General features: G+C 57.1%; 20 protein-coding genes, 2 tRNA genes and 1 pseudogene. 10 read left to right on the top strand and 13 right to left on the bottom strand.

What is annotated here, in order from left to right:
* Window positions 1-38: 38 nt before the first annotated feature.
* The 5 genes and pseudogenes from MCM46_11260 to rph all read right to left on the bottom strand — a co-directional run bounded on the left by MCM46_11260 (window position 39) and on the right by rph (window position 3,669).
* Window positions 39-149: pseudogene (locus MCM46_11260) on the bottom strand (energy transducer TonB).
* A 1,950-nt stretch (window positions 150-2,099) separates the two neighbouring features.
* Window positions 2,100-2,175 (bottom strand) — tRNA-Arg (locus tag MCM46_11255).
* A 46-nt stretch (window positions 2,176-2,221) separates the two neighbouring features.
* Window positions 2,222-2,298, bottom strand: a tRNA-Pro gene (locus MCM46_11250).
* 36 nt (window positions 2,299-2,334) lie between these two features.
* A complete protein-coding gene (locus MCM46_11245; GenBank protein MCG3112383.1) occupies window positions 2,335-2,946 on the bottom strand; it encodes an XTP/dITP diphosphatase in 612 nt (203 codons plus the stop codon).
* Window positions 2,947-3,669: a ribonuclease PH gene (rph, locus tag MCM46_11240; protein MCG3112382.1), complete on the bottom strand. Its 723-nt coding sequence runs from the start codon at window positions 3,667-3,669 to the stop codon at window positions 2,947-2,949.
* Between the two features lie 193 nt (window positions 3,670-3,862).
* Between rph and MCM46_11235 the strand changes: the two genes are divergently transcribed.
* Genes MCM46_11235 through MCM46_11225 form a run of 3 tightly spaced genes read left to right on the top strand, consistent with a single transcriptional unit; the run spans window position 3,863 to window position 6,003 of the window.
* On the top strand, window positions 3,863-4,285 hold the full coding sequence (locus MCM46_11235; protein MCG3112381.1) for a (deoxy)nucleoside triphosphate pyrophosphohydrolase: 423 nt from the start codon (window positions 3,863-3,865) through the stop codon (window positions 4,283-4,285).
* A 9-nt stretch (window positions 4,286-4,294) separates the two neighbouring features.
* Window positions 4,295-5,263, top strand: a complete 969-nt coding sequence (gene queG, locus MCM46_11230) for a tRNA epoxyqueuosine(34) reductase QueG (GenBank protein MCG3112380.1) — start codon at window positions 4,295-4,297, stop codon at window positions 5,261-5,263.
* Window positions 5,260-6,003 carry an HAD family hydrolase gene (locus MCM46_11225; GenBank protein MCG3112379.1) on the top strand — a complete coding sequence of 248 codons (744 nt, stop codon included), beginning with the start codon at window positions 5,260-5,262 and terminating at the stop codon, window positions 6,001-6,003. Before queG ends, MCM46_11225 begins: the two co-directional genes overlap by 4 nt.
* 22 nt (window positions 6,004-6,025) lie before the next feature.
* On the opposite strand, the gene MCM46_11220 is transcribed toward MCM46_11225, so the two are convergent.
* Together MCM46_11220 and MCM46_11215 are read right to left on the bottom strand one after the other, a co-directional pair.
* Window positions 6,026-6,652, bottom strand: a complete 627-nt coding sequence (locus MCM46_11220) for an O-methyltransferase (protein MCG3112378.1) — start codon at window positions 6,650-6,652, stop codon at window positions 6,026-6,028.
* Between the two features lie 93 nt (window positions 6,653-6,745).
* Window positions 6,746-8,143 carry an aspartate ammonia-lyase gene (locus MCM46_11215; GenBank protein MCG3112377.1) on the bottom strand — a complete coding sequence of 466 codons (1,398 nt, stop codon included), beginning with the start codon at window positions 8,141-8,143 and terminating at the stop codon, window positions 6,746-6,748.
* A 151-nt stretch (window positions 8,144-8,294) separates the two neighbouring features.
* Between MCM46_11215 and MCM46_11210 the strand changes: the two genes are divergently transcribed.
* Window positions 8,295-8,492, top strand: a complete 198-nt coding sequence (locus tag MCM46_11210; GenBank protein MCG3112376.1) for a hypothetical protein — start codon at window positions 8,295-8,297, stop codon at window positions 8,490-8,492.
* 42 nt (window positions 8,493-8,534) lie between these two features.
* On the opposite strand, the gene lipA is transcribed toward MCM46_11210, so the two are convergent.
* From lipA to pdhA, 5 genes are all read right to left on the bottom strand, one after another.
* Window positions 8,535-9,434, bottom strand: a complete 900-nt coding sequence (gene lipA, locus MCM46_11205; protein ID MCG3112375.1) for a lipoyl synthase — start codon at window positions 9,432-9,434, stop codon at window positions 8,535-8,537.
* Between the two features lie 46 nt (window positions 9,435-9,480).
* Complete coding sequence (lpdA, locus tag MCM46_11200; protein MCG3112374.1) at window positions 9,481-10,881, bottom strand: dihydrolipoyl dehydrogenase; 1,401 nt, start codon at window positions 10,879-10,881, stop codon at window positions 9,481-9,483.
* 15 nt (window positions 10,882-10,896) lie between these two features.
* Window positions 10,897-12,219: a 2-oxo acid dehydrogenase subunit E2 gene (locus MCM46_11195; GenBank protein ID MCG3112373.1), complete on the bottom strand. Its 1,323-nt coding sequence runs from the start codon at window positions 12,217-12,219 to the stop codon at window positions 10,897-10,899.
* 116 nt (window positions 12,220-12,335) lie between these two features.
* Window positions 12,336-13,316 carry a pyruvate dehydrogenase complex E1 component subunit beta gene (locus MCM46_11190; protein MCG3112372.1) on the bottom strand — a complete coding sequence of 327 codons (981 nt, stop codon included), beginning with the start codon at window positions 13,314-13,316 and terminating at the stop codon, window positions 12,336-12,338.
* A gap of 102 nt (window positions 13,317-13,418) precedes the next feature.
* Window positions 13,419-14,387 (bottom strand): pyruvate dehydrogenase (acetyl-transferring) E1 component subunit alpha, encoded by a 969-nt coding sequence (gene pdhA, locus MCM46_11185; GenBank protein ID MCG3112371.1) that lies wholly within the window; start codon window positions 14,385-14,387, stop codon window positions 13,419-13,421.
* Between the two features lie 407 nt (window positions 14,388-14,794).
* On the opposite strand from pdhA, the gene glgC reads away from it, so the two are divergent.
* The 6 genes from glgC (at window position 14,795) to MCM46_11155 (ending at window position 21,843) form a co-directional block, all read left to right on the top strand.
* Window positions 14,795-16,015: a glucose-1-phosphate adenylyltransferase gene (gene glgC, locus MCM46_11180; protein MCG3112370.1), complete on the top strand. Its 1,221-nt coding sequence runs from the start codon at window positions 14,795-14,797 to the stop codon at window positions 16,013-16,015.
* Between the two features lie 23 nt (window positions 16,016-16,038).
* Window positions 16,039-17,481, top strand: coding sequence for a phosphoglucomutase/phosphomannomutase family protein (locus MCM46_11175; protein ID MCG3112369.1), 1,443 nt, complete (start codon window positions 16,039-16,041; stop codon window positions 17,479-17,481).
* Window positions 17,482-17,485: 4 nt separating this feature from the next.
* Entirely contained in the window at window positions 17,486-18,463 is a 978-nt protein-coding gene (locus tag MCM46_11170; protein ID MCG3112368.1) for an ROK family protein, read from the top strand.
* 3 nt (window positions 18,464-18,466) lie between these two features.
* Complete coding sequence (locus MCM46_11165; protein ID MCG3112367.1) at window positions 18,467-20,959, top strand: DUF3536 domain-containing protein; 2,493 nt, start codon at window positions 18,467-18,469, stop codon at window positions 20,957-20,959.
* A 253-nt stretch (window positions 20,960-21,212) separates the two neighbouring features.
* Window positions 21,213-21,560, top strand: a complete 348-nt coding sequence (locus MCM46_11160; GenBank protein MCG3112366.1) for a hypothetical protein — start codon at window positions 21,213-21,215, stop codon at window positions 21,558-21,560.
* 37 nt (window positions 21,561-21,597) lie between these two features.
* Complete coding sequence (locus MCM46_11155; GenBank protein ID MCG3112365.1) at window positions 21,598-21,843, top strand: hypothetical protein; 246 nt, start codon at window positions 21,598-21,600, stop codon at window positions 21,841-21,843.
* Here the strand turns inward: MCM46_11155 and MCM46_11150 are convergent, their stop codons facing one another.
* Complete coding sequence (locus tag MCM46_11150; GenBank protein ID MCG3112364.1) at window positions 21,844-22,815, bottom strand: ketoacyl-ACP synthase III; 972 nt, start codon at window positions 22,813-22,815, stop codon at window positions 21,844-21,846.
* Window positions 22,816-22,897: the final 82 nt, after the last annotated feature.

The following is a 22,897-nucleotide window of genomic DNA, read 5'->3' as shown; positions in this document are numbered from 1 at the left end:
CCGAACGGCGCAAACAATTCGGTTTCGATGAGCGCAACCGTCAGCGGCGGGTCGGGAGGGAACGGAGGGGGAGCCGGCGTCGACCCCGGGGGAGACGATGGGAATGATGGGGTCTCCACCGGCGGATCAGATGGAGGCGGTGGTGGCGGCTGCGCGATGAAGAACGGCGGCGAGTTTGACCCGACGTTGATCGGTGCTATTTTGATGCTTCTGAGCTGGAGACGCCTAACGAGGAATAAACTGGTTCAGTTGAAATTATGGATCTTTAGTTTTATGGCGCTTGCATTGGCCGCTCCCAACTTCGTCGATGCAAGCCCTACAAATCTCGCCGATTTTAACAGCAAGTACAATACCTCCAGCACAACGCTCAATCATTGCAAGCTCTGTCATGTCAATGCGAATAGCGCAAGTTCTATTACAGCGGTCCGCCCTCTTACTTCTTACGGCGCAGATTATTTGGCCCAGGGACGGAACGCCGCATCGTTCACAACAATCGAGCCCAAAGATTCCGACGGAGATGGGTTTTCCAATTTAACAGAAATTCAAACACCCACCTTTCCAGGGGATGCGGCCAACAAGCCTACAATCACGGTTGGGATCACGCCGACCTCCGGCACCCGATTCGACAATCCGGGGGCAACGGTTTCTTTCACACTCATGGTGACGAACGCGGGAAACGCAACCGACAGCTACAATGTCACCGTAACCGGCAATGCCTGGACCACCACCCCCCCCGCCTCAATCGGTCCGGTCTCGGCCTCCGGGACCGCCGACTTCACGGTCACAGTGGCGATACCTGCCGACGCCACCGAAGGGGACTCCGATGCGGCCACGATCAAAGTGATCTCCCAATCGGCCTCGACGCAATCGGCAACCGCGATAGTGACTACGACGGCTTTTACCGCTTTGTCGTTCGGAGATTGGAGTTCCGTCGGTGGAGTATCGGGAACCACTTTCCATACGGTCGCAGCGGATATAACGAATGATGGAACCGCCTATGCGGCGGGAGGATCGAACGTTTATAAAACAACCGACGGCGGAAACAACTGGACCGTCCTCGCCGGCGGGATCAGCGGGAAAGATGTCAGAGCGCTGGCCGTGGAGGGCTTAACGGTGTATGCGTCGAGTCGGGATATTTTCGGCGTCACACCGGCAAAAATCTTAAAGAGCGTCAATGGCGGCGGCTCCTGGACGGAGGTCCTTTCAGATGGCGGAAGCCCGGGTGAGCAGAACAAGTCGCTCGCAATCGATCCCATTGATTCCAACACTGTTTATGCGGGCAACTTCCAGATCCCCTCCGTTTACAACGCCGGGCCCGATTCTCTGGTGATCAAGTCTGCCAACAGGGGAGCAAATTGGTCTCATCTGCCGAACTCGACGGCCGTGGGGGCAGCGCTTGGCGCCTACGCCATCGCCATCGATTCCGCCAGGGTGATCTATGCCGGAGGATCAGGAACTCCGAACCTCGCAAAGAGTACAAACGGCGGATCGACTTGGAGCGATATTCCAATCGCCGGTGTCAGTGTCTTCGTCTACTCCCTTACGATCGATTCGACCAACCCCCAGACGATCTACGCGGGGACGCGCGATCAGGGGGTCTTCAAAAGCACCGATGGCGGGACTGTCTTTTCTCCGGTGAACACAGGCCTCCCGGCAATCCTTCCGACGATCTACGCCCTGCTGATCCATCCGGACGAACACGACCAGATTTTCGCGGCCACATCAGCCGGCCTTTACTTCTCCCCCGACGGGGGCGACCATTGGGTCGCGCGAAGCAACGAGCTAACAGCATCGGCACAATCAATCAGAGCCCTTGCCGTCACCCCCTCGCTCATCTTAATCGGCGCAACGGAGGATGGGCTTTTCATTCTCGATCTCTCCTCTCCGACAACCGGAACAGGTGGGTCGGGAGGAACAGGCGGGTCGACAGGAGGCGGCGGCGTCATTAGCCCTGTCGGACCGGGCGGAACGTCGGGCGGCGGTGGCGGAGGCTGTGCATTGGGAGGAGATGGCGCGGCCGACGCACTCTTACCCGGTCTCTTCTGCTTTGCTTTGGCGGCGCTTGTCTGGAGAAAATGTTTTCTGAAAGATAAAAAATATGGTGCGCCTGGTAGGAATCGAACCTACAGCCAATAGCTTAGAAGGCTATTGCTCTATCCATTGAGCTACAGGCGCAAGATATTACGGATTGCGGAGCAGGAAAAACTTTCCGATTTAAAACTGGTCGGGGTGAGAGGATTTGAACCTCCGACTCCCTGCTCCCAAAGCAGGTGCGCTACCAGGCTGCGCCACACCCCGAAATGACTCTAAAGATACTCGATCGGCTCTGATTTCTCAAGAGGCCGTTTTCTTTATGGCCGCTTTCTTTAAAAGCGGAATCGCGGCCCGGACGGCCGATCCCCGATGGCTGATCCGATTTTTCTCCTCCGGAGAAAGCTCGGCGAACGTCTTGTTGTAGACCGGCAGGAAGAAGATCGGATCGTATCCGAATCCCCCCTCCCCTACATCCCGCCGGGTAATCCTCCCCTCGCAACGCCCTTCGACCACCTCGACCTTCCCATCCGGACCGGCCAGGGCAATCGTGCAGAGAAAACGCGCCGTCCGCTGGTCGTCCGGCCGGTCCCCCAGCAGATCGAGGACCTTCTTTCGGTTGTCGGCGTAGGTGACCCCTTCCCCCGCAAACCGCGCCGAGTAAAGCCCCGGCGCCCCGCCGAGGGCATCGATCTCCATACCGGAATCGTCCCCCATCGCCCAATGACCGGTCGCCTTCGCCGCGGCGAGCGCCTTCTGAACGGCATTCTCCCGATAAGTCGATCCCGTCTCGGGGGGAAGCTTCACGCCGGGAAAGTCGGCCAGCGTGCGGACGTCAATCTCCATCTCCTGCCGCAAGATCGACGCGAGCTCTTCCCCTTTGTGCTTGTTCTCCGTCGCGATCACCAATACCACTTAAACCAACTCTCCGACTAATTTTTTCTGGCTCGCCACCAACTTTTTGATCCCGCTCGTCGCCAGCCGGAGAAGATCGTCCAGCTCCTTCTTCGCGAACGCCTGCTGCTCGGCGGTCCCCTGAACCTCCACGAATTTCCCGCTGCCGGTCATGATCACATTCATATCGACCTCCGCGGTCGAATCTTCGGCATAGTTCAGATCGAGAAGCAATTCGCCGCCGACCTTCCCGACGCTGATCGCGGCAAGATAGTCGCGGACCGGCATTGCATTGATCTTTTTCTCTTTTCGCAAAAATTGAACGGCATCCATCAGGGCGATGAACGACCCCGTGATCGAAGCGGTCCGCGTCCCCCCATCGGCCTGGATGACGTCGCAGTCGATCCAAATCGTCCGCTCCCCGAGCGTCGTTGTATCGACCACCGAGCGAAGCGACCGGCCGATCAGCCGCTGAATCTCATGGGTCCGCCCGCCGACTTTTCCCCGCGCCGACTCTCTCGGAATTCGCTCGTGGGAAGAGCGGGGGATCATCGCATATTCGGCCGTCACCCACCCCTTCTTCTTGTCCCGGAGAAAAGGGGGAACCCGCTCTTCGATGGTCGCCGTGCAGATCACCTTGGTATCTCCCATCTCGATGAGGACGGAGCCTTCCGCATGCTTGATAAAGTTACGCGTGATCTTAAGCGGCCGCAGTTGGTTCTTTTTTCTTCCGTCGATGCGCATTCAGGCTCCTTCTCAGCAGGGGGATGAAGATCGGGTATTATAGCGGGAGCGCCTTAAAAGATCAATGAATAAAGCCGGAAACGGAGGCGCTTTCGCTTACCCCTTCCCGGCGCTTAGATCCTTACAACGATTGGCATCTAAATTCACTTCTGCTATAGTTCGTCTGTTCCATGACCCGGCGGAAAGGAGACGTTTGCAGGGGCCGATTATCGAGGTGGCGATTGCGATTATCGTCAGGGACGGGGAGATCCTCGTGACCCGGCGAAAGGAGGGGGTTCATCTTCCCGGGCTTTGGGAGTTTCCCGGAGGAAAACGGGATTCCGGAGAAACCATCACAGCCTGTCTTCTGCGCGAAGTCAAAGAAGAGCTCGGCGCGACGGTGGAGATCGAGCGGCTTTTCTGGGAAAGATCACACGATTACACAGATCGAACGGTGATCCTTCACGCCTATTTTTGCCGTCTCCTCTCCGGAGAGTTAATGCCGCTCGCCTCGCAGGAATTAAAATGGATTCGACCCGATTCGCTCCTCTCCCTTCCCTTCCCCGAAGCGAATCGGCCGCTCTTGGAAAAGCTTGCGAAAGAGCTCTCCCAGGATTCACTCGAAACAAAGGGGTGACGGTTTTCAATGCAGCGCGTAGATCTTTTAAAACGGACGGCAGAGATAAAATCAACGGCATCGGGACTCGGCTTTCATCGGGTCGGGATTACCTCCGCCGATCCGGTCGAAGAAGCGGGCCGCCGCTTTTCAGAATGGCTCGCGGACGGCTTTTCCGGAGAGATGGCCTACCTGCAAAAATCGCCCGAGGTCCGCTCCGATCCGAAGCTGCGATTTCCGGAAGCGAAGAGCGTGATCTGCCTCGCCCTCAATTACTACCCCTCCGCCTCGCCCGATCCATCCGTTCCGGAAGGCTCCCCGCGGGGGAAGGTCGCCCGATACGCGTGGGGAGAAGATTACCATACGATCATCGAGGAAAAACTCGCACTCCTGATCTCCGCCATCGAAGATCGCGGCGGCCGCTGCTGGAAGGGATATGTCGATCACGGCCCGCTGCTGGAGCGGGCCTTCGCCGAGCGGGCGGGACTCGGCTTCATCGGTAAGAATACGACGCTGATCACCCCCGATTACGGCTCGTGGGTCTTTCTGGCCGAAGTGGTGACCGATCTTGAATTGATCGAAGATCTTCCGATGACATCCCAGTGCGGCAGCTGCCGGCGCTGTCTCGACGCCTGCCCGACCGGAGCGTTGACCGAGGCCTACCGGCTCGATGCGCGGCGCTGTATCTCCTACCTGACGATCGAGAACAAAAAGGAAATTCCGGAGGAGTTTCACCCTCAGATGGAAGGTTGGCTCTTCGGCTGCGACATCTGCCAAGAGGTTTGCCCCTACAATCGCAACCCGGTTCAAACGGACGTCGAGCGCTTCTCGCCCGAGCGGGGCGCCGGGCCGTCGCTTTCGTTGGAAGAAATCCGCTCGATCGAAGACAACCGCCGGTTTAAGGAACGCTTCAGCCACACCCCCCTCGTCCGGACGAAGCGATCGGGACTAATCCGAAATGCAAAGGCGATTCAGGTTTCCCAAGGAGAAGACGATTGAAAAAGTATCAAGCCCTTCTGTTCGACCTTTGCGATACGATCATGCCCTTCCGGAACGACCGGATGCCGCTCGCCCGGATTCAAGGAAAAGAGATCCGGACGACCAGCCCCCTTCTATATGAGTGCTTCACGCAATATGCCGCTCCGATCGCTTATGAGGAGTTCCACAACCACTTCGTCGAAACGACTGAATCGATCTGGATCATCCGAGACCGATCGGGAGAGGAGATCTCCTCCGCCGTCCGCTTCGAGCGTTTTCTGGAACGCCTTGGAATGAGCCGGGGTGAGCATCGGGAAGCGCTTCACAAACGCTTTCTGGAAACCCATCTGACCCGGATCTCTCTTTGCCTGGAATGCGCCCCTCCGGTGCGTGAGATGCTCCTTCGCCTGAAAGAAGAATACCAAATCGGACTTGTCTCCAACTTCGACGACACCGACACCGTCCACCGGGTCCTGACGCGGGAAGGGGTCGATCACTGTTTTGAGACAGTCATTATCTCCTCCGAAATCGGAATCCGAAAACCGCGCCCGGAAATCTTCCTCGCCGCCTGCGAGAAGATCGGCGTCGTCCCCGCCGAGTGCCTTTTTATCGGCGACAGCTTCGAAAATGATGTGATCGGTGCGAAGCAACTCGGGATGGACGTAGCGTGGGTCAACCCAATCGGCCTCCCCCCACCTGCGGAAGAGCCCCGGCCGGATTACATTCTGACCCGGCTGACCGACCTTTCCCGATTTGTCTAATCATGAGATCGGTGCGACGTCGCTACCGTTTGACGCTGACCGACACCCCATCTCGAAGGGGGATGATCGTGGTGGTCAGTTGAGGGTGGGAGTAGATCGTTTTGTTGAAGATTTGAACGCCGACCGTGTCGGGATCGTCTGAAGCGGAGGCGACCCGGCCGCTCCAGAGGACATTATCGGCAATAAAGAGCCCGCCGGATTTGAGCAGGGGAAGACCGATCGCAAGGGCGTCTGGATACGACCTCTTATCAATATCACAGAAGATAATGTCGAACGAACCGTCCGCCTCTGTAATCAGGTTCAAGGCATCTCCCTGGCGAAATTCGACCTGACGATCCATTCCCGCCCGCCGGAGAAAGTCGATCCCCTGCCGGATCCGATCGGCCGACCCCTCCGTGCAGATCACCTTTCCCGTTTTGGGAAGTCCCTTCGCAAACCAATAAGCGGAGTAGCCGAAACCGGAGCCAAGCTCGGCGATCCGCTCCGCATGATGAACGAGGGTCAGCTGATAGAGTAGCCGCCCGACAAGCGGCCCGACGATGGGAAAGTGAATTTTCTCCGCCAGCGCTTCCATCTCCGCCACAACCGGCTCGCGCGGCGGGAGAAGAGAAAGAAGGTAATCCTCAATGGCCGGATCGACAATATCCATTTTGATTCCGTAGGGGCACACCTGCGTGTGCGCCCTCTGGTGGATTAGATGAAAAGGGCGGACACACAGGTCCGCCCCTACATCCATTGAAGATTATTCGCTCGGCTCGGTCATCTTCACCGGATCGAGGATTTTATCGACCTCTTTCGGAGAGAGGATTCCCTTCTCGATGATAATGTCGCGGAGCGGCTTCCCGGTCGCCGCCGACTCTTTGGCCACCACCGCCGCCGCCTCGTATCCGATCGTCGGATTGAGAATGGTCGCCAACCCGACGCTCGTCTCCGCATAGGCTCTGCACCGGTCACGGTTGACGGTGATCCCCTTGATGCAGCGCTCGGTGAAGACGTCGATATCGCGGGTGAGAATCTCGATCGATTGGAGGAGATTGAAGTTGATCACCGGCATCATGACATTCAACTCCAGCTGGCCCGCCTGCGCCGCCATCGTGATCGTCAGATCGTTCCCGATCACATGGAAGCAGACCATGTTCGTCATCTCGGCCATCACCGGGTTGACCTTTCCCGGCATGATGGAGGAGCCGGGTTGAACCGGCGGGAGGACAATTTCGGCCAATCCGGTCCGCGGACCGGAGGAGAGAAGCCGAAGGTCGTTGGCAATCCGGATCACCTCCACCGCCAGCTCGCGCAACGCGCCCGAAATTTCGACGAAGTCGGCCATGCTCTGCATCCGCTCGAAGAGGTTGTTGGAGGGGACGACATCGAGCCCGGAGATCTTTTTCACCGCGGCGACCATTTTCTTTTTGTAATCGGGATGGGTATTGATCCCGGTTCCCGCCGCCGACCCGCCGATCCCGAGCTCTTTTAATCCTTCCGAAGCCGCCGCGATCCGCTTTCGCGAACGGGCAATGGCCCGGGCATAGCCGGAGAATTCCTGACCGAGTCGAATCGGCACCGCATCTTGAAGGTGCGTCCGGCCCGATTTGATCACATCATCAAACTCTTTTGCCTTCTCCGAAAGCCTTTTTTCAAAACGGGCGAGAACCGGATCGAGGTCCCGGAGCATCAGCAGGGTCGCCACCCGCATCGCCGTGGGGAAGACATCATTGGTCGACTGCGACATGTTGACATGATCGTTCGGATGAACCAGCTTGTATTCGCCCCGTCGTCCCCCGAGCATTTCGATCGCCCGATTGGCGATCACCTCGTTGGTGTTCATGTTGTGCGAGGTCCCGGCGCCGGCCTGAAAGACATCGACGACGAACTGATCGTTCCATTTTCCGTCGATCACCTCCTCGGCCGATTTTTGGATGATCTTTCCGATCTTGGGGTCGAGCTTGCCGATTACCATATTCGCCTGGGCCGCCGCCCACTTCACCATCGCGCTGGCGCGGATAAAGGTGGGATGGGGACGCAGCCCGCTGATCGGGAAATTCGCCACCGCACGCGCCGTCTGCACCCCGTAATACGCCGACTCCGGAACTTCCAGCTCTCCGAGTGAATCTTTCTCCTTACGGACCTTCTTGGTTTCCATTCCTTTCTCCCCTCTCGAAACGTCATTGTAAAAGGTTGTAAAATGGAGCTTATTGTATGCTTCTCAGGTAAGATGATCAAGAAAAAAGGGAGCCGTGACTTGGACGCCGGCCGAAATTATGTTATAACCTGATGACCGGGAGGGAGTAGGAATGACTGAGAAAATCTTATTGGAAAAGGTGGAAGGGGGTTATATCGTTGCGGAAGCGAACCCCGAACCGAAACACCCGACCGATCTTTGGATCAACAAGGCGGTATTCACCGATTTCGTCTCCGCCATGGAAGACATTCGAAGAAGACTGCAAGTGTCGGATATTATTGCTTCGAAAGAAGGTAAGTTGATCACGTAATATTACAGGCAAGATCCGAACTCTTCCAAGTTAATCGAAAATCTAACCATTCATCATCGGCAGCTCCCGCGCTTGCTTCTCTGCATGGTAGGAGCTTCGAACCAGCGGGCCGGCCTCCACATGGGCCAGGCCCATTTTTTCGCCTTCTTTTTTCAGCAGAGCAAACTCGTCCGGGTGGACGAAACGGGCGACTGGCAGGTGTTTGGCGGTCGGCTGGAGATATTGGCCGAGGGTGAGAATATCGCAGCCGATCTCGACCAGATCGGCCATCACGGCCCGAACCTCGTCGATCGTCTCCCCCAACCCCAACATCAAACCGGTCTTCGTCAAAAGGCCGGCCTCCTTCGACCAAGCCAACACCTGCAGCGAGCGGTCGTACTTCGCTTGGGGACGAACATGCGAATGGAGCCGGGGGACCGTCTCGGTGTTGTGCGCCAAGATCTCGGGCCTCGCTTCAAGGACCAGATCGAGGGCTGATTTCTTTCCCTGAAAATCGGGAATCAGAACCTCAACAGTACAATTCGGAGAACGCTCCCGGATCCTCCGGATCGACGCGGCAAAGATCTCCGCCCCGCCGTTTTCCAACTCATCTCGGTTCACCGAGGTGACGACGACGTGGCCGAGCCCCAACGCGGCGACCGCCTCCGCCAGATGGTCCGGCTCGGCGAGGTCCAGCTCGGTCGGGCGGCCGAAGGTGACGGCGCAGAAGCCGCAGCTCCGGGTGCAGATCTCCCCCAAGATCATGAAGGTCGCCGTCCCGATGTTCCAGCACTCCCAAATATTGGGACACTGCGCCTCTTCACAGACGGTGTGAAGATTGAGATCTTTGACCAGTTGGCGAATCTTCAGGTAGTTCGCACCGGTCTTCGGCTGGACCTTAAACCAGGGGGGAAGCCGCTCCGTCCGCTTCTGAGGGGGGGTCAAGAAATGTCGATCAGGCATTGTTCTCCAAATGTTGGGGCGACGCATGCGTCGCCCCAACGATAAATCAATAATGAATCGCCTCGCCAAAGATGGCGCCGCCTGCTTCCATCACCGCCTCGGAAAGGGTCGGATGCGGATGGACTGCTTGTTTCAGCTCCTGCGCGGTCGCTTCCACCGTCTTCGCCAGGACAAACTCGCCGATCAGCTCCGTCGCCTCCGGTCCGATGATGTGGGCGCCGAGAATCTCGCCGTACTGCGCGTCGGCGACGACTTTGACGAACCCTTCGGTCTCGCCGAGCGCAACCGCCCGGCCGTTGGCGGACAGAGGATATTTCGCCACCTTGATTTCATGTCCCGCCTCGCGCGCCTTCTCTTCGGTCAGACCGACCGAGGCGACCTCCGGATGGCAGTAGACCGCGCTGGGGATGTTGAGAAGATCGACCGGCGGCCGCTCAATTCCGGCGATCGACTCGACGACCGAGACCCCCTGCGCCATCGCCCCATGCGCCAGCGCGGGCCGGGTCGTCACGTCGCCGAGGGCGAAGACATTCGGCACGTTCGTCCGCATCCGCTCATCGACCTGAATCAACCGGCGCTTTTCATCGATCGCCACACCGATCGTCTCCAGACCGATCCCTTCGATGTTCGGCGCCCGGCCGATGGCGACCAGAATTGCGTCGGTGGTCAGCGTCTTTCCCCCTTCCGCCGTTTGCAATTCGATCGCGAAGCCGCCGTTCTGATCTTTGATCGGCCCGACGCGGGTCTTCGTGAAGATCTCGATGCCGCGCTTCTTGAAGCTTCGCTCCAGCAGCGTCGTCACCTCTCGGTCTTCCAAGGGCAGAAGGGTCGGCATCATCTCAACGATGGTCACCTTGGCCCCGTAGACCGAGTAGACATAGGCGAACTCCACACCGATCGCCCCGCCCCCGATGATCGTCACCGAGCGCGGAAGATCCCGGAGCAACAACGCCTCATCGCTGGTGATCACCCGTCTTCCGTCGACATTCAGACCCGGCAGGCTTCGCACGCGGCTCCCCGTGGCGATGATCAGCCGCTCCGCTCGGATCGTTTTCTTCCCGTTCGATCCGGTCACCTCGATTTGATCGGGGGAGATGATCTTCCCGACGCCGGTGTGGATATCGACTTTGCCCTTTTTCATCACATGCTGAAGCCCGCTGTAGAGCTTCTGGATCACCTTTTTGCTTCGATCGATCGCTTGTCCATAATCAGGCCGGATGTTATCGACTTTGATCCCGAACGCTTCCGAATTTTGGATCAGAGAAAGAACTTCGGCATTCCGGATAATCGCCTTCGAGGGAATACAGCCATGGTGAAGGCAGACCCCGCCGACCGCTTCTTTCTCGACCACGGCCACCTTCAGACCGAGCTGCCCGCCGCGGATGGCCGCAACATATCCTCCCGGCCCGCCTCCTAAGATCATGACATCGTATCTCTCGTCCGCCACGTTGGACTCCTTTTCCTACAACGCCAAATAGAGTGGGTTCTGAATGATCTGCTTCAGCTCCTTGAGAAAGTTCGCCGCCTGGACGCCGTCAGCGACCCGGTGGTCGGTGGAGAGGGTCACCTTGACCGTCCTTCCGACCTCGATCTTGCCGTCGTTCGCGATCGGCTTCTGGAGAATCGATCCAATCGCCAAGACCCCCGTTTCCGGGGGGGTGATGATCGCGCTGAACGATTCCACGTCGAACATGCCGAGGTTGGAGACGCTGAAAATGGCGCCGGTATACTCCTCCGGCTTCAATCCTTTTTCGCGGGCCCGCTTGACTTTATCCCGCACCTCACCCGAGATCTGCGCCAGGGTTTTATGATCGCAGTCGCGGATGACGGCGGTGATCACCCCATCGGGGATGCCGACGGCGAGTCCGACATCGATCGACTTCACAATTCGAACCCGGTCTCCCTGGTAGATCGAACGATACGAGGGGAACTTCTGCAACGTCAGGGCAACCGCCTTGAGGAAGAGCTCGCTCAGCGTCAGCTTGACGCCGTCGGGCGATTTTTCCATCTCATCCCGGAAGGAGAGAATCCTCCCCATGTCGATTTCGGAAGTGACATAAAAGTGCGGGACCGGCGCCTTGCTTTGGACCATCCGCTTGGCGATCGCCTTTCGGATCATCGACAGCTCGACCTCTTCTCCCTCCGGCGCCGCCGTCTGCGGGCGCGCCTGGCCGGCCGGGGCCGCGGGTGCGGCTGCCGCTTGCGCCTCGGGCACGGCCGCTTCTTCGATATCGCGCTGTGTGATCCGTCCCCCCGGACCGCTCCCTTTGATGGTCCTGAGGTCGATTCCGCGCTCCTGCGCCATTTTTCTGGCCAAGGGGGAGGCCTTGATCTCCTCACCTTCCGCTCGGGGCGGTGCGGCCGGACGGGGGGCTTCCTTTCGTGGGGCCTCTTTTGGTGCCGGCGCTCTCACCCCAGCTTCCTCTTGGGGCGAGACTTCCGCCTGTGGGCCCGGGGGTTTCTCCCGCTCCGGAGGGGCCCCCTTCAATTCTTTTTTCCGCATCCGCGGCTTCGACTCGTGCGAGAGGACCTCGTCGATGTTTTCGTCCTCTCGCGCGATCAGGGCGATCAGGTCCCCCGAGGGAACGACATACCCCTCCGGGACCAGAATCTTCTTCAACGTTCCCGATGCGAATGCCTCTAGATCCATCACCGCTTTGTCGGTCTCCACTTCTGCGATCGGATCTCCGCTCTCTACCTTTTCACCTTCCTGTTTATACCATTTGAGGAGGACCCCTTCCTCCATCGTATCGGTCAACTTCGGCATCACTACACGATTAGCCATTAGAACCTCATCTTCTTCTATGTGGGGCCCGTGCGGTGGAGAGGCGCAAATGCGGCGCCACTCTATCCTCCGATGCCCCACGCCCACGCTCGCACTAACAGAGCCGCTTGCTTAAACTACTCTAGATACATCACTTTTTTGACAGCATGAATAATTTTTTCGGGACTCGGAAGCGCGGCCTGCTCCAGATTCTTCGCATAAGGGATCGGCGCATCGACACCGGTCACCCGCTCGACCGGGGCGTCGAGAATATCGAGCGCCTCATGGGTAATCCGGTCTGCAATTTCAGCGCTGACCCCAGCATAGGGCCAGGCCTCTTCCACGATCACGACACGGTTTGTCTTTCGAACGGAGTTCAAGATCGTTTCCATATCGAGGGGACGGAGCGTCCTCGGATCGACCACTTCGGCATCAATCCCCTGCTTCGCCAACTCCTCGGCCGTTCTCAAACACATCAAGAGCATTTTCGACCAGGCGATCAGGGTCACATCTTTTCCCTCGCGCTTTACGTCGGCGACACCGATCGGAATCGTATACTCGCCCTCCGGCACCTCCCCCATCGTTCCATAGAGGGCCTGTGCTTCAAAACAGATCACCGGGTTCTCATCCCGAATGGCGCTCTTGAGAAGGCCTTTTGCATCCTTCGGAACCGAAGGGGCGATCACCTTCAGACCGGCAATATGGCAATAGAGCGACTCCAGGCTTTGGGAGTGCTGGGCGGCGAGGCGCGCGGCCGAACCGCCGGGTCCCCGAACGACAAGCGGGACGGTGAACTGGCCTCCCGACATCGATCGGATCTTTGCAGCGTTGTTGATGATCTGATCCATCGCCAGGATCGAAAAGTTGAAGGTCATCATCTCAATGATCGGACGAAGCCCGACCATCGCCGCACCGATGCCGACGCCGGTGAAACCGGCCTCGGTGATCGGCGTATCGATCACCCGCATGGGGCCGAACTCTTCGAGCATCCCCCGGCTGACCTTAAATGCCCCTTGATAAAACCCGACCTCCTCCCCCATCAGGAAAATCTTGTCGTCGCGGCGCATCTCCTCGCTCATGGCTTGGCCGAGCGCATCACGATAAGCAATATGGGCCATTACACCTCCAAAAAACAGGTGAGGCGGTAAGCGTGAGGCGCGAGGGGTACAAGATTTAATCTTTTGACCTGACCCCTTACACCTAACGTCTCACGCCTAACGTTATTTAGAATAAACATACTCCGTCAGCGCCTCCAGCGGCGGCTCCGGACTCTTTTCCGCAAACTCGACCGACTCCAGGACAATGTCCTGGATCTCGCGCTCCATCTTAGAGACCTCCTCGGGGGTGATCTCCTTTTTCTCGAGCAAGCGTTGCTGCAAGGTTAAAATTGGATCGCGCTTTTTCTGTTCGTCGATCTCCGCCTTTGTCCGATAATGCCCGTGGGCCGGATCGGACATCGAGTGACCCATGTATCGATAGGTCCGCGCCTCTACAAAGATGGGTCGCTTCGAGGCCCGAACGCCTTCAATGACCTTCTTCATCTGGTTGTACACATCGATCACGTCCATCCCGTCGATGTGATGGAACGGCATGTCATGCGCCTTGGCGGCATGGGCGATGTCGTAGAGCGCCGACGACCGCTCCACCGGGGTCCCCATCCCAAATCGGTTGTTCTCACAAATATAAACGACCGGCAATCGCCAAAGCGAGGCGAGATTCAGCGCTTCGTGAAAGTTCCCCGAGGGGACGGAGCCTTCCCCGAAAAAGCAGAGGACCACCTGATCCTTTTTCTCGTATTTCATGGCGAAGCCGATCCCCGTCGCCACGGGGATATGCCCGCCGACGATGGCGTAGCCTCCCATAAAATTTTTGCCGGCGTCGAAGAGGTGCATCGAGCCCCCCATCCCCTTCGACACCCCGGTCGCTTTTCCGAACAGCTCCGCCATGACCCGCTTCGGCTCCAACCCGCGGGCCAGAGCATGTCCATGGTCCCGATAGGCGGTGACGATATAATCATCCGGATTCGCCGCCCCGATCGCCCCGACCGCCACCGCTTCTTCGCCGATATAGAGGTGGCAAAAACCGGCGATTTTTCCGAGGGCGTACATCTCGGCCGCTTTCTCCTCGAATCGACGGACCAGAATCATCTGCCGAAGAAATTCGATGAGCGGCGGTTTTTTTGAAGTCATAGTGCATTCTCCTTGAAGGTGGGAATCGCGTCGCAGCAATCAATCCCTGCGGAGGGGATTACCGAGGCGGATGGAAGTATCGATTTCATTGAATTGAAACTAAAAAAATTCTAGCAGGTTTGGCCCCAAAAATCAAAAGGGTCACCCAGAAATGCGGAAGGGGAACAGGAAAGGAGTAGAGACGTCCCGCCGGGACGTCTCTACCGGTGATCGAAAACCGTATCCGCACCCCGAAATCCTCAATCGACAGGTCTTATCCTTGACACCCTCAAAAAAAATCTGCTACGTTAGGAGTAGCTTGAACGACTTCTGATCCTTCCAACCTGTACCTGATCGATGAGAAGAATTTCCCGCCATGCGCGCGCATTTCAAATGAATCGATTCCCTTTAACGCTTCAGAGGCGACCTTGAAGAGACCCAGAATGCTCGGAATGGTGTTGGCCGGCGGCCGCGGAGAGAGACTCTTCCCGTTGACCCGTGATCGAAGCAAACCTTCCGTCTCCTTTGGGGGGAAATATCGGATCATCGATTTTGTCCTCAGCAATTTCATCAACTCCGGGATATATTCGATCTATGTCGTGGTGCAGTACAAGTCCCAATCCTTGATCGAACATCTTCGCGCCGCCTGGCGGTTGGGGGGGCGGATCAAACACCAGTTTATCACCATCGCCCCGCCCCAAATGCGGCGGGGGGAGGTCTGGTACCGGGGAACCGCCGACGCCGTCTATCAGAATCTCCACGTCATCCGAAATTTCGACCCCGAGCTCGTGGTCGTCTTCGGCGCCGACCATATCTATCGAATGGACATCGCCCAGATGATGGACTATCATCGGGAGCGGGAGGCCGACGTCACGGTAGCGGCGATTCCGGTGCCGATCGAGTCGGCCCATCGGTTCGGTGTCATCAAAGTAAATAAAGAGGGTCGGATCATCGGCTTTTTGGAAAAACCGAAAGATCCCCCTCCGATGCCGGGCAACCCTAAATTCGCCTACGCTTCGATGGGAAACTATCTTTTCAACAGAGACATTTTGATGGAGGCCCTTTCGCACGACGCCAAGCGGCACAGTGAACATGACTTCGGCCGGACCATCATCCCCGAACTCTTTCCGGAGGGGAGGGTCTTTGCATATGATTTCAGCCAAAACGAGATCCCGGGGCTGAAAAAATACGAAGAGCGGGGCTACTGGCGCGATGTCGGAAGCATTCAGGCCTATTACGATGCGCACATGGACCTACTGGGAGAACATCCCCGGTTTGACCTGAACAACTTCGAATGGCCGATCCTCTCCGATGCGGTGAACGCGCCGGCGGCGCGGATGATGGGGGGCGAGGTGGTCGACTCCTTCATCGGCGAAGGAAGCATTATTAGAGGGGCCAAGGTGAAGCGGTCCATCATTGGTCGGGGGGTGGTGCTCGAAGCGGGGTCCGAGGTGGAAGAGTCCATTCTCTTTGACTTTTGTGAGGTCGGATCGGGGTGCCGGATCAAACGGAGTATTATTGACCGGTTCAACCTCATCAAGCCGGGAGAAGAGATCGGTTACGATCTGGAGCGGGACAAACAGCGGTTCACGGTAAATAACAAAGGGGTGGTGACGATTCCACGCGCTCCGACACGGTTCTTCTACTGACGGGAGAGGGGACCAGAGACCAGATGACAAATGAAAACCAGAAGATCAAATTCGGGACATCGGGGTGGCGGGGAATTCTGGCGGAAGATTTCACATTCGATCGCGTTCGGGTGGTCGCACAGGCGATCGCCGATTATTTGAATGAAAATCGCAAAGGCTCCAAGCTTCAGGTGATCGTCGGCTACGACACCCGCTTCCTTGGAAAGCGATTCGCGGAAGCGGTCGCCTCGGTCCTCGCCGGCAACGGAATCGGCGTTATCCGATCGGCCGATCCGGTTCCGACGCCGGTCGTCTCCTTCGAAATTCTCCAACGCAAGCTCTCAGGGGGGATCAATGTCACCGCCAGCCACAATCCCCCGGAGTGGAACGGCCTGAAATTCTCCCCCGCCTGGGGAGGACCGGCCCTGCCGGAAACAACAAGGCAGATCGAAGAGCGGGCCAACGCACTTTTGAAGGAGCCGAACGCTGTTCGGCCACTGACGCGCGCCGAAGCGGAGAAGCAGGGGCTCTGGCAAGATGAACGGATCGGCGATGCGTACCGGGAGAAGGTTTCCCATCTTCTCGATCGGTCTGCCTTCGAACAAGGGAAGCTTCGCGTGGCGGTCGATCCTTTCTGGGGGACCTCGTTAGGTTATCTTGACCGGATTCTCCTCGACATGGGAGCGACAATCGATCTGATCCATGACGAGCGGAACCCGACCTTCGGCGGCATCCGCCCCGACCCGGAGGGGGAAAGCCTCTCGGAGCTCATCCTGAAAACGCGGGAAGGGAATTATGATCTCGGTCTGGCGACCGATTGCGACGCGGACCGATTCGGAATCCTCGACCGGGGGGGCATCCCGGTCGTGCCGAATTACATTATCGCCCTCCTCGTCGATTATTTAGTGACCGATCGAAAGTGGACCGGCAAGGTCGCCCGAAGTGTGGCTACTTCCCATCTGGTCGACGCCGTTGCACGGCACCACGGATTGGAGATCATTGAGACACCGGTTGGCTTCAAATATATCGGCGAGCTGATCGCAAAAAATGAAATTCTCTTGGGAGGCGAGGAAAGCGGCGGTATCTCGATCCGGGGTCACCTCCCGGAGAAAGACGGCATTCTCACCTGCCTTCTTGTCGCGGAGATGGTCGCCAAACGCAAGCGTCCCATCCGGACGATGCTCGACGATCTTTTCCGGCGGGTCGGCCCCTTCTCTCCGCTGCGGCGCGATTTGCACCTCTCGGAAAAGGGCCGGGAACGGGTCGCCGCTCTGCTGAAGAACCCGCCTGCTACAATAGAAGGGAAGAAAGTGATCTCTACCTCCAAGCTCGATGGAACGAAATTTTTCCTGGAGGGAGGAAGTTGGGTGTTGATCCGCCCCTCTGGAACCGAGCCGGTGGTGCGGATCTATGTCGAAACCGCAGAAGAGAAGGAGTCGGAGCGTCTGGCCGGAAGCTGCCAGGCCCTGATTGAATCGATTGAGTAGAGTGGTGGACCGGTTATCAACCTGCGTCATTGGAATCGACTTGGGAGGGACCTACATCAAGGGGGCGGCTCTCGACCTGACCGGACAGATCCTCTCGGAAGGGAAGATCGCGACGGAAGTCGCCCAGGGGCAAGAGCGGGTCCTCAACAATGTGGCCGGCCTCATCGCCGATCTATGCAAAATGAGCGGCGGACGATCGCTGGCCGGCGTCGGTCTGGGGGTTCCCGGCGCGCTCGATTTCAAAGAGGGCCGGATCATTGAATCCCCCAATTTCCCCGGATGGGATAATTTTCCGATCCGCTCCCGGGTCGAGAAGGCGGTCGGCGTTCCGGTCGTCATCGAAAATGACGCCAGTGCGGCGGCGATGGGAGAGCGCTGGGTCGGGGCCGCGCAGAACGTCGATAACTTCCTTCTCATTACGCTCGGCACCGGGGTCGGCGGCGGATTGGTGCTGGGTGGTAAACTATGGCCTGGAGAAACGGGGAAAGCGGGAGAGGTCGGTCACATGAAGATTACGCCCGACGGTCCCCCCTGTGGATGCGGCTCCACAGGCTGCCTGGAGGTCTATGCCTCTTCCACCGCCTTGGTCCGAATGGCGCAGGAGGAGTGGCGTCGGGTAGAGGGGAGCGCCGCGCCACCCGCAGCGTGGATCACCTCCTCCGGTCTCGCCGATGCGGCGGAGCAGCATCATCCGATTGCGGAAGCGGTCTTTCGGAAAATGTCCTATTACCTCGGCATTGGAATCGCGAACGTGGCCAACCTGCTCGACATTCACCATTTCATCCTTTCGGGCGGGGTCAGCAACGCCTTTCACCTCTTCGAAGAGCCGCTCCGACAGGAGGTGGCCCGCCGCGCCTTCGGTATGACGCCGGAGGAAGCCCTCAAGCGGATCATCATTCGAAGGGCGCTTCTCGGCGAGAGCGCCGGGATGATCGGGGCCGGGCATCTGGTCCACTTGGCCGCGAAGAACAATGGAAAATAATTTATGAAACGTTATCTCTGCATTCATGGCCATTTCTATCAGCCTCCGCGCGAAAACCCGTGGCTGGAGGAGGTCGAGCTCCAGGATTCGGCCCATCCCTATCACGACTGGAACGAGCGGATCTCGGCCGAATGCTACCTTCCGAATACCGCCGCCCGGATCGCCGATCATGAAAATCGGATTCTCGATATCGTCAACAACTACACGAAGATCAGCTTTAACTTCGGCCCCACCCTCCTTTCCTGGTTGGAGCGGGCCCAGCCGGAAGTCTATCGCAAAATCTTAGAGGCCGATCAGATCAGCCTCCGGGAGCGGGGGGGGCACGGGAATGCCCTCTCCCAGGTCTATAATCATCTGATCATGCCGCTCGCCTCACGACGGGATAAAGTCACCCAGGTTCGCTGGGGAATCGCCGATTTTGAGTCCCGATTCCAGCGAAAACCGGAGGGGATGTGGCTTCCCGAAACGGCGGTCGACCTGGAATCGCTCCAGGTCCTTGCAGAAGAGGGAATCCGGTTCACGATTCTGGCCCCGCATCAGGCCCGCCGGATACGCCGGATCGCGCCGGATGGAAAGAAGCGGGAGGCCGAAGGGGAGTGGGAAGGGGCGGAAGGGATCGATCCAACCCGATCGTACCGATGCTTTCTCTCGGACGGCCTCTTTATCGATCTCTTCTTCTACGATGGGCCGATCTCCCACTCGGTCGCGTTCGATCGGCTGCTCAGAAGCGGAGAAACCTTCGTCGATCGACTCAAGGGTGGTTTCTCCGATCAACGCGACTGGCCGCAGCTTCTACACATTGCCACCGACGGCGAATCCTATGGTCACCACTTTGCCCACGGCGATATGGCCCTCGCTTACACCCTGCAGGCGATCGAGCGGCAACAGATCGCCGAATGGACCAACTATGGAGAATATCTCTCGAAGAATCCGCCGGCCTATGAGGTGGAAATCGTCGATCAAAGCGCCTGGAGCTGCTTTCACGGGGTCGAGCGGTGGCGCTCGAATTGCGGCTGTCAGTCGGGGGGACATCCCGACTGGAACCAGCGCTGGCGCCAGCCGTTGCGCGAAGGATTTGACGCCCTGAAAGGCTCGCTCGATCTCCTCTTTGAAACGAAGGGAAAGAGGTGGCTCAAAGATCCTTGGGAGGCCCGGAACCATTACATCACTTTGATCCGGAAGCGGGAGGAAAACCGACTGACCTGGGAAGAGGCCGAACGTTTCCTCTCTCAGCAACAGGCTCGGGCGCTGAACCCCTTGGAACGGGAAGAGGCTATTCAGCTGTTGGAGATGCAGCGCAATGCTTTGTTGATGTTTACCAGTTGCGCCTGGTTTTTCGATGAGATCTCGGGTCTGGAGGCGACACAGAACCTCAAATATGCCGGCCGGGCGATTCAGCTTGCAAAAGAGCTCGACCCGATGGGATTAGGGGGAAAAGCGGAAAACCTCCTTCTAGAACGGCTGAAAGAGGCGAAGAGCAACCTTCCCGAATTCGGGGATGGAGCTTCGATCTACCGGCGGTTCGTCGGCGGTTCAGTCATCGGTCCGGAACGAATCATCGCCCATTATGCTATTGCCTCGCTCTTCGAGGAAAACCCGCAGAGCGGCGATTTGTATAACCACCAGATCGCGCTGCAAGATTACCGAAGGGTCACCGATGGAACAGTCACCCTGGCGATTGGGCGGGTTCTTGTGACCTCTAAAATCACATTCGATCACGAAGAGGCGGTTTTTGGGGTTCTTCACTTCGGCGGCCACGACTTTCACTGCGCCGTCGGCGGCATGCTCGGCGTCGAAGGATACGAAAAAATGAAATCCGATCTGATCGAAAAGTTTTACCGCGGCTCTCAGGCCGATGTCGTCCGCGGACTGAATCATGCGCTCGGTGAGAAGTCTTTCAGCCTCAATGACCTCTTGATCGAACCGAGAAGAAAGATCCTCTCGCACGTTTCCGGCTCTCTTTTCAGCCGTTATGAAAACCTCTGGCGTCAGATTTACCTCGATCACCAGCGACTCATGTTCTACCTGAACTCGACTCAGGCCAAAATTCCGAAATCGTACCTCGTGGCGGCGGAGCAGGTGCTTAACCATGATCTGAAAGAGGAAGCGGCTCGTCTTTCGGATCGACCCGTTTTTGACCGGACCATCCAGATTATCGATGAGGCGAAGCGCTGGGGAGTGGATATTGAAGTGGAGGAAATTGAACAGCGTTTGCGGAGTTTGCTGAACATGCAGATGCAGCGCCTGCTCGATATCGAATCACCCAACGGCAAAGATGCACTCAGCCAAGCGGATCATCTTTTAGACATCTCCGATCGAGCTCATGTTGAGCTAAACCTTTGGGAAGCCCAAAATTTCTTTCACCAATTCATTCAGCGATGGAAAATCCTTCGGACTGGAAATTCACACATTGATAAATCTTATGGGGAAGCAATCACCAAACTCGCCTCCAGGCTCTCCTATCATTGGGATGAAAAGACAGCAAAGCCCGATTAAAAGATTCGTATATGCTTGCCTCACACTCTGATTCTCCTTCTATATACTAGGTGCTAGTACTCATAATAATATAATAATCCTAAGTAAATTTTCTCATAAAAGCTATTTTAGTGCTCTTTTTTACTAAAAGAGTATCTATTTTCATATCTTGACATTAATAATCCCAAGAGAGTATGATAAAGCTAGCGTTGCTATTTTTGAGATAGTTTGCTCGTTAAACCTCCTCATCGCATCCTAAATATGGAGGTGAACGATGAAATCAAGAAAAATCGGATACTTAATCCCTGTTATCTTTCTTTTTTTAATGGTATTCTCTGTTCCAGCCCATCCTGCGACAGAGGGAGAGAAACAGGAAACACTCGGAAGGGCAATTCAAGAAGCGGCCCTCCTCAGTCAACATCGGAGCACCGAAGCAGGTTTCGCTCAGGAGAGGTTGGGCCAGGCCATTCAGGAAGCGGCCTCAATCGGCTTAACAGCCGAGGAAGGGGTGCTTCAGGAAGAGTTAGGTCGCCAGATCCAAGATGCGGCGATTCTCCGGTATGCTCAGGGGCAGACGCAGGAGAGGATCGGAGACACACTCTTACAGATGGCTAGGTCGTAACAGGCTGAAAGGGAAATCCCTTTTCGTTGGTGGATGAATGGCGCTGAAAAAGAAAAAGATCGGAGCACTTTCCAAAAAGGCGGTCGTTTCACGAAAGAAAAAAGCCGCCAAAAGACCTGTCTTGAAAAAGTCGCCCATAAAACCCATTAAAAAAGAAGAGGTCTCTGAAGCATCTGATCTTTATGAACGCGCTCGTTGGAAGAAGGAGCGCCGTGAGTATTGGAAAAATCGATTTAGAAAAATCTTGGCGAACCTCTCCACCGATTCAAAGGCAAAGAAGTAATCACCACTCGATCAGAGCGGTCCCCCACGTCAATCCACCTCCGAAAGCGCAGAGGATCACCCGATTCCCCGGTTTTAGCTTCCCCGTTCTGGTCGCCTCATCGAGCGCAATCGGAAGCGATGAAGAAGAGGTATTGCCATAACGTGGAATGGTGACGACGCTTTTGTCATGAGGTATGCCGGTTTTTTCGAATACGGTTTCTAGAATTCTTAAATTCGCCTGGTGAAAGATGAAGAAATCAATCTCGGATAAGGAGAGATTCGCCTCCTTGGCCAGAGAGAAAAGCGCCTCTTGCATCCGCTTCACCGCCATTCTGAAAAGCCCTTTCCCTTCCATTCGGATATAATGCAGACCGCCGCTCAGTGTCTCAGAGGTGGTCGGATATCGCGAGCCGCCCGCCGGGAGAGAAATCAAACGGTGCCGGGAGCCGTCCGCATGGAGGCGGATCAATTGAATTCCTCTTTTTCCCTCCGCCAGCACAACCGCGGCCGCGCCGTCGCCGAATAAAATCGCGGTGGAGGGATCCCCCGGGTTAATGGAGGGGGACTTCACCTCCGCCGCGATAATCAAGACCCGTTTTGCCGTCCCGCTCCGGATGAATTGATCCCCCACGGAGAGGGCATACAAGAATCCACTGCAAGAGGCATTGAGGTCCAAGGCCGGAATAGGCCGGGTCGAAAGCGCTCTCTGAACCAAACAAGCGGTCGAGGGGAAAGACATATCGGGAGAGGTCGTCGAGACAAGAATCAGGTCGATCGCATCGGGGAGGAGATCGGCCGATTGCAGGGCCTTCCGTGCCGCCTCCACTGCCAGGGAAGAAGTGGTCTCCCCTGCTTCAACCCAATGCCGGCTCTGAATACCGGTCATCTTCTCGATCTTCTTTTCGCTCAGACCGAGCCGACCCGACAGCTCCTCATTGGTGACGGCCCGTTTCGGGAGCGCAATTCCGGTTCCGATGATCTGAGATGGCATAGAACGGAATTATAGGAACTCCATGCCGTCTCTGTCAATTGAAATGGCCCTTGCGCTTTCCCCCGATATTTGTTATTTATTA

Source organism: Candidatus Manganitrophus morganii (assembly GCA_021651055.1).
Classification (GTDB): domain Bacteria; phylum Nitrospirota; class Nitrospiria; order SBBL01; family Manganitrophaceae; genus Manganitrophus; species Manganitrophus morganii.
The sequence above is the reverse complement of the archived record's forward strand: the minus strand, read 5'-3'. Positions and strand labels throughout refer to the sequence as shown.

What these genes read in the sequence shown, in the direction of transcription:
- MCM46_11150 (MCG3112364.1), bottom strand. Translation starts at nt 22,815, where the DNA reads ATGCCATCTCAGATCATCGGAACCGGAATTGCGCTCCCGAAACGGGCC.
- MCM46_11175 (MCG3112369.1), top strand. Translation starts at nt 16,039, where the DNA reads ATGACAAATGAAAACCAGAAGATCAAATTCGGGACATCGGGGTGGCGG.
- MCM46_11160 (MCG3112366.1), top strand. Translation starts at nt 21,213, where the DNA reads ATGAAATCAAGAAAAATCGGATACTTAATCCCTGTTATCTTTCTTTTT.
- lipA (MCG3112375.1), bottom strand. Translation starts at nt 9,434, where the DNA reads ATGCCTGATCGACATTTCTTGACCCCCCCTCAGAAGCGGACGGAGCGG.
- MCM46_11190 (MCG3112372.1), bottom strand. Translation starts at nt 13,316, where the DNA reads ATGGCCCATATTGCTTATCGTGATGCGCTCGGCCAAGCCATGAGCGAG.
- MCM46_11215 (MCG3112377.1), bottom strand. Translation starts at nt 8,143, where the DNA reads ATGGAAACCAAGAAGGTCCGTAAGGAGAAAGATTCACTCGGAGAGCTG.
- MCM46_11195 (MCG3112373.1), bottom strand. Translation starts at nt 12,219, where the DNA reads ATGGCTAATCGTGTAGTGATGCCGAAGTTGACCGATACGATGGAGGAA.
- MCM46_11165 (MCG3112367.1), top strand. Translation starts at nt 18,467, where the DNA reads ATGAAACGTTATCTCTGCATTCATGGCCATTTCTATCAGCCTCCGCGC.
- queG (MCG3112380.1), top strand. Translation starts at nt 4,295, where the DNA reads ATGCAGCGCGTAGATCTTTTAAAACGGACGGCAGAGATAAAATCAACG.
- MCM46_11220 (MCG3112378.1), bottom strand. Translation starts at nt 6,652, where the DNA reads ATGGATATTGTCGATCCGGCCATTGAGGATTACCTTCTTTCTCTTCTC.
- MCM46_11210 (MCG3112376.1), top strand. Translation starts at nt 8,295, where the DNA reads ATGACTGAGAAAATCTTATTGGAAAAGGTGGAAGGGGGTTATATCGTT.
- pdhA (MCG3112371.1), bottom strand. Translation starts at nt 14,387, where the DNA reads ATGACTTCAAAAAAACCGCCGCTCATCGAATTTCTTCGGCAGATGATT.
- rph (MCG3112382.1), bottom strand. Translation starts at nt 3,669, where the DNA reads ATGCGCATCGACGGAAGAAAAAAGAACCAACTGCGGCCGCTTAAGATC.
- MCM46_11155 (MCG3112365.1), top strand. Translation starts at nt 21,598, where the DNA reads ATGGCGCTGAAAAAGAAAAAGATCGGAGCACTTTCCAAAAAGGCGGTC.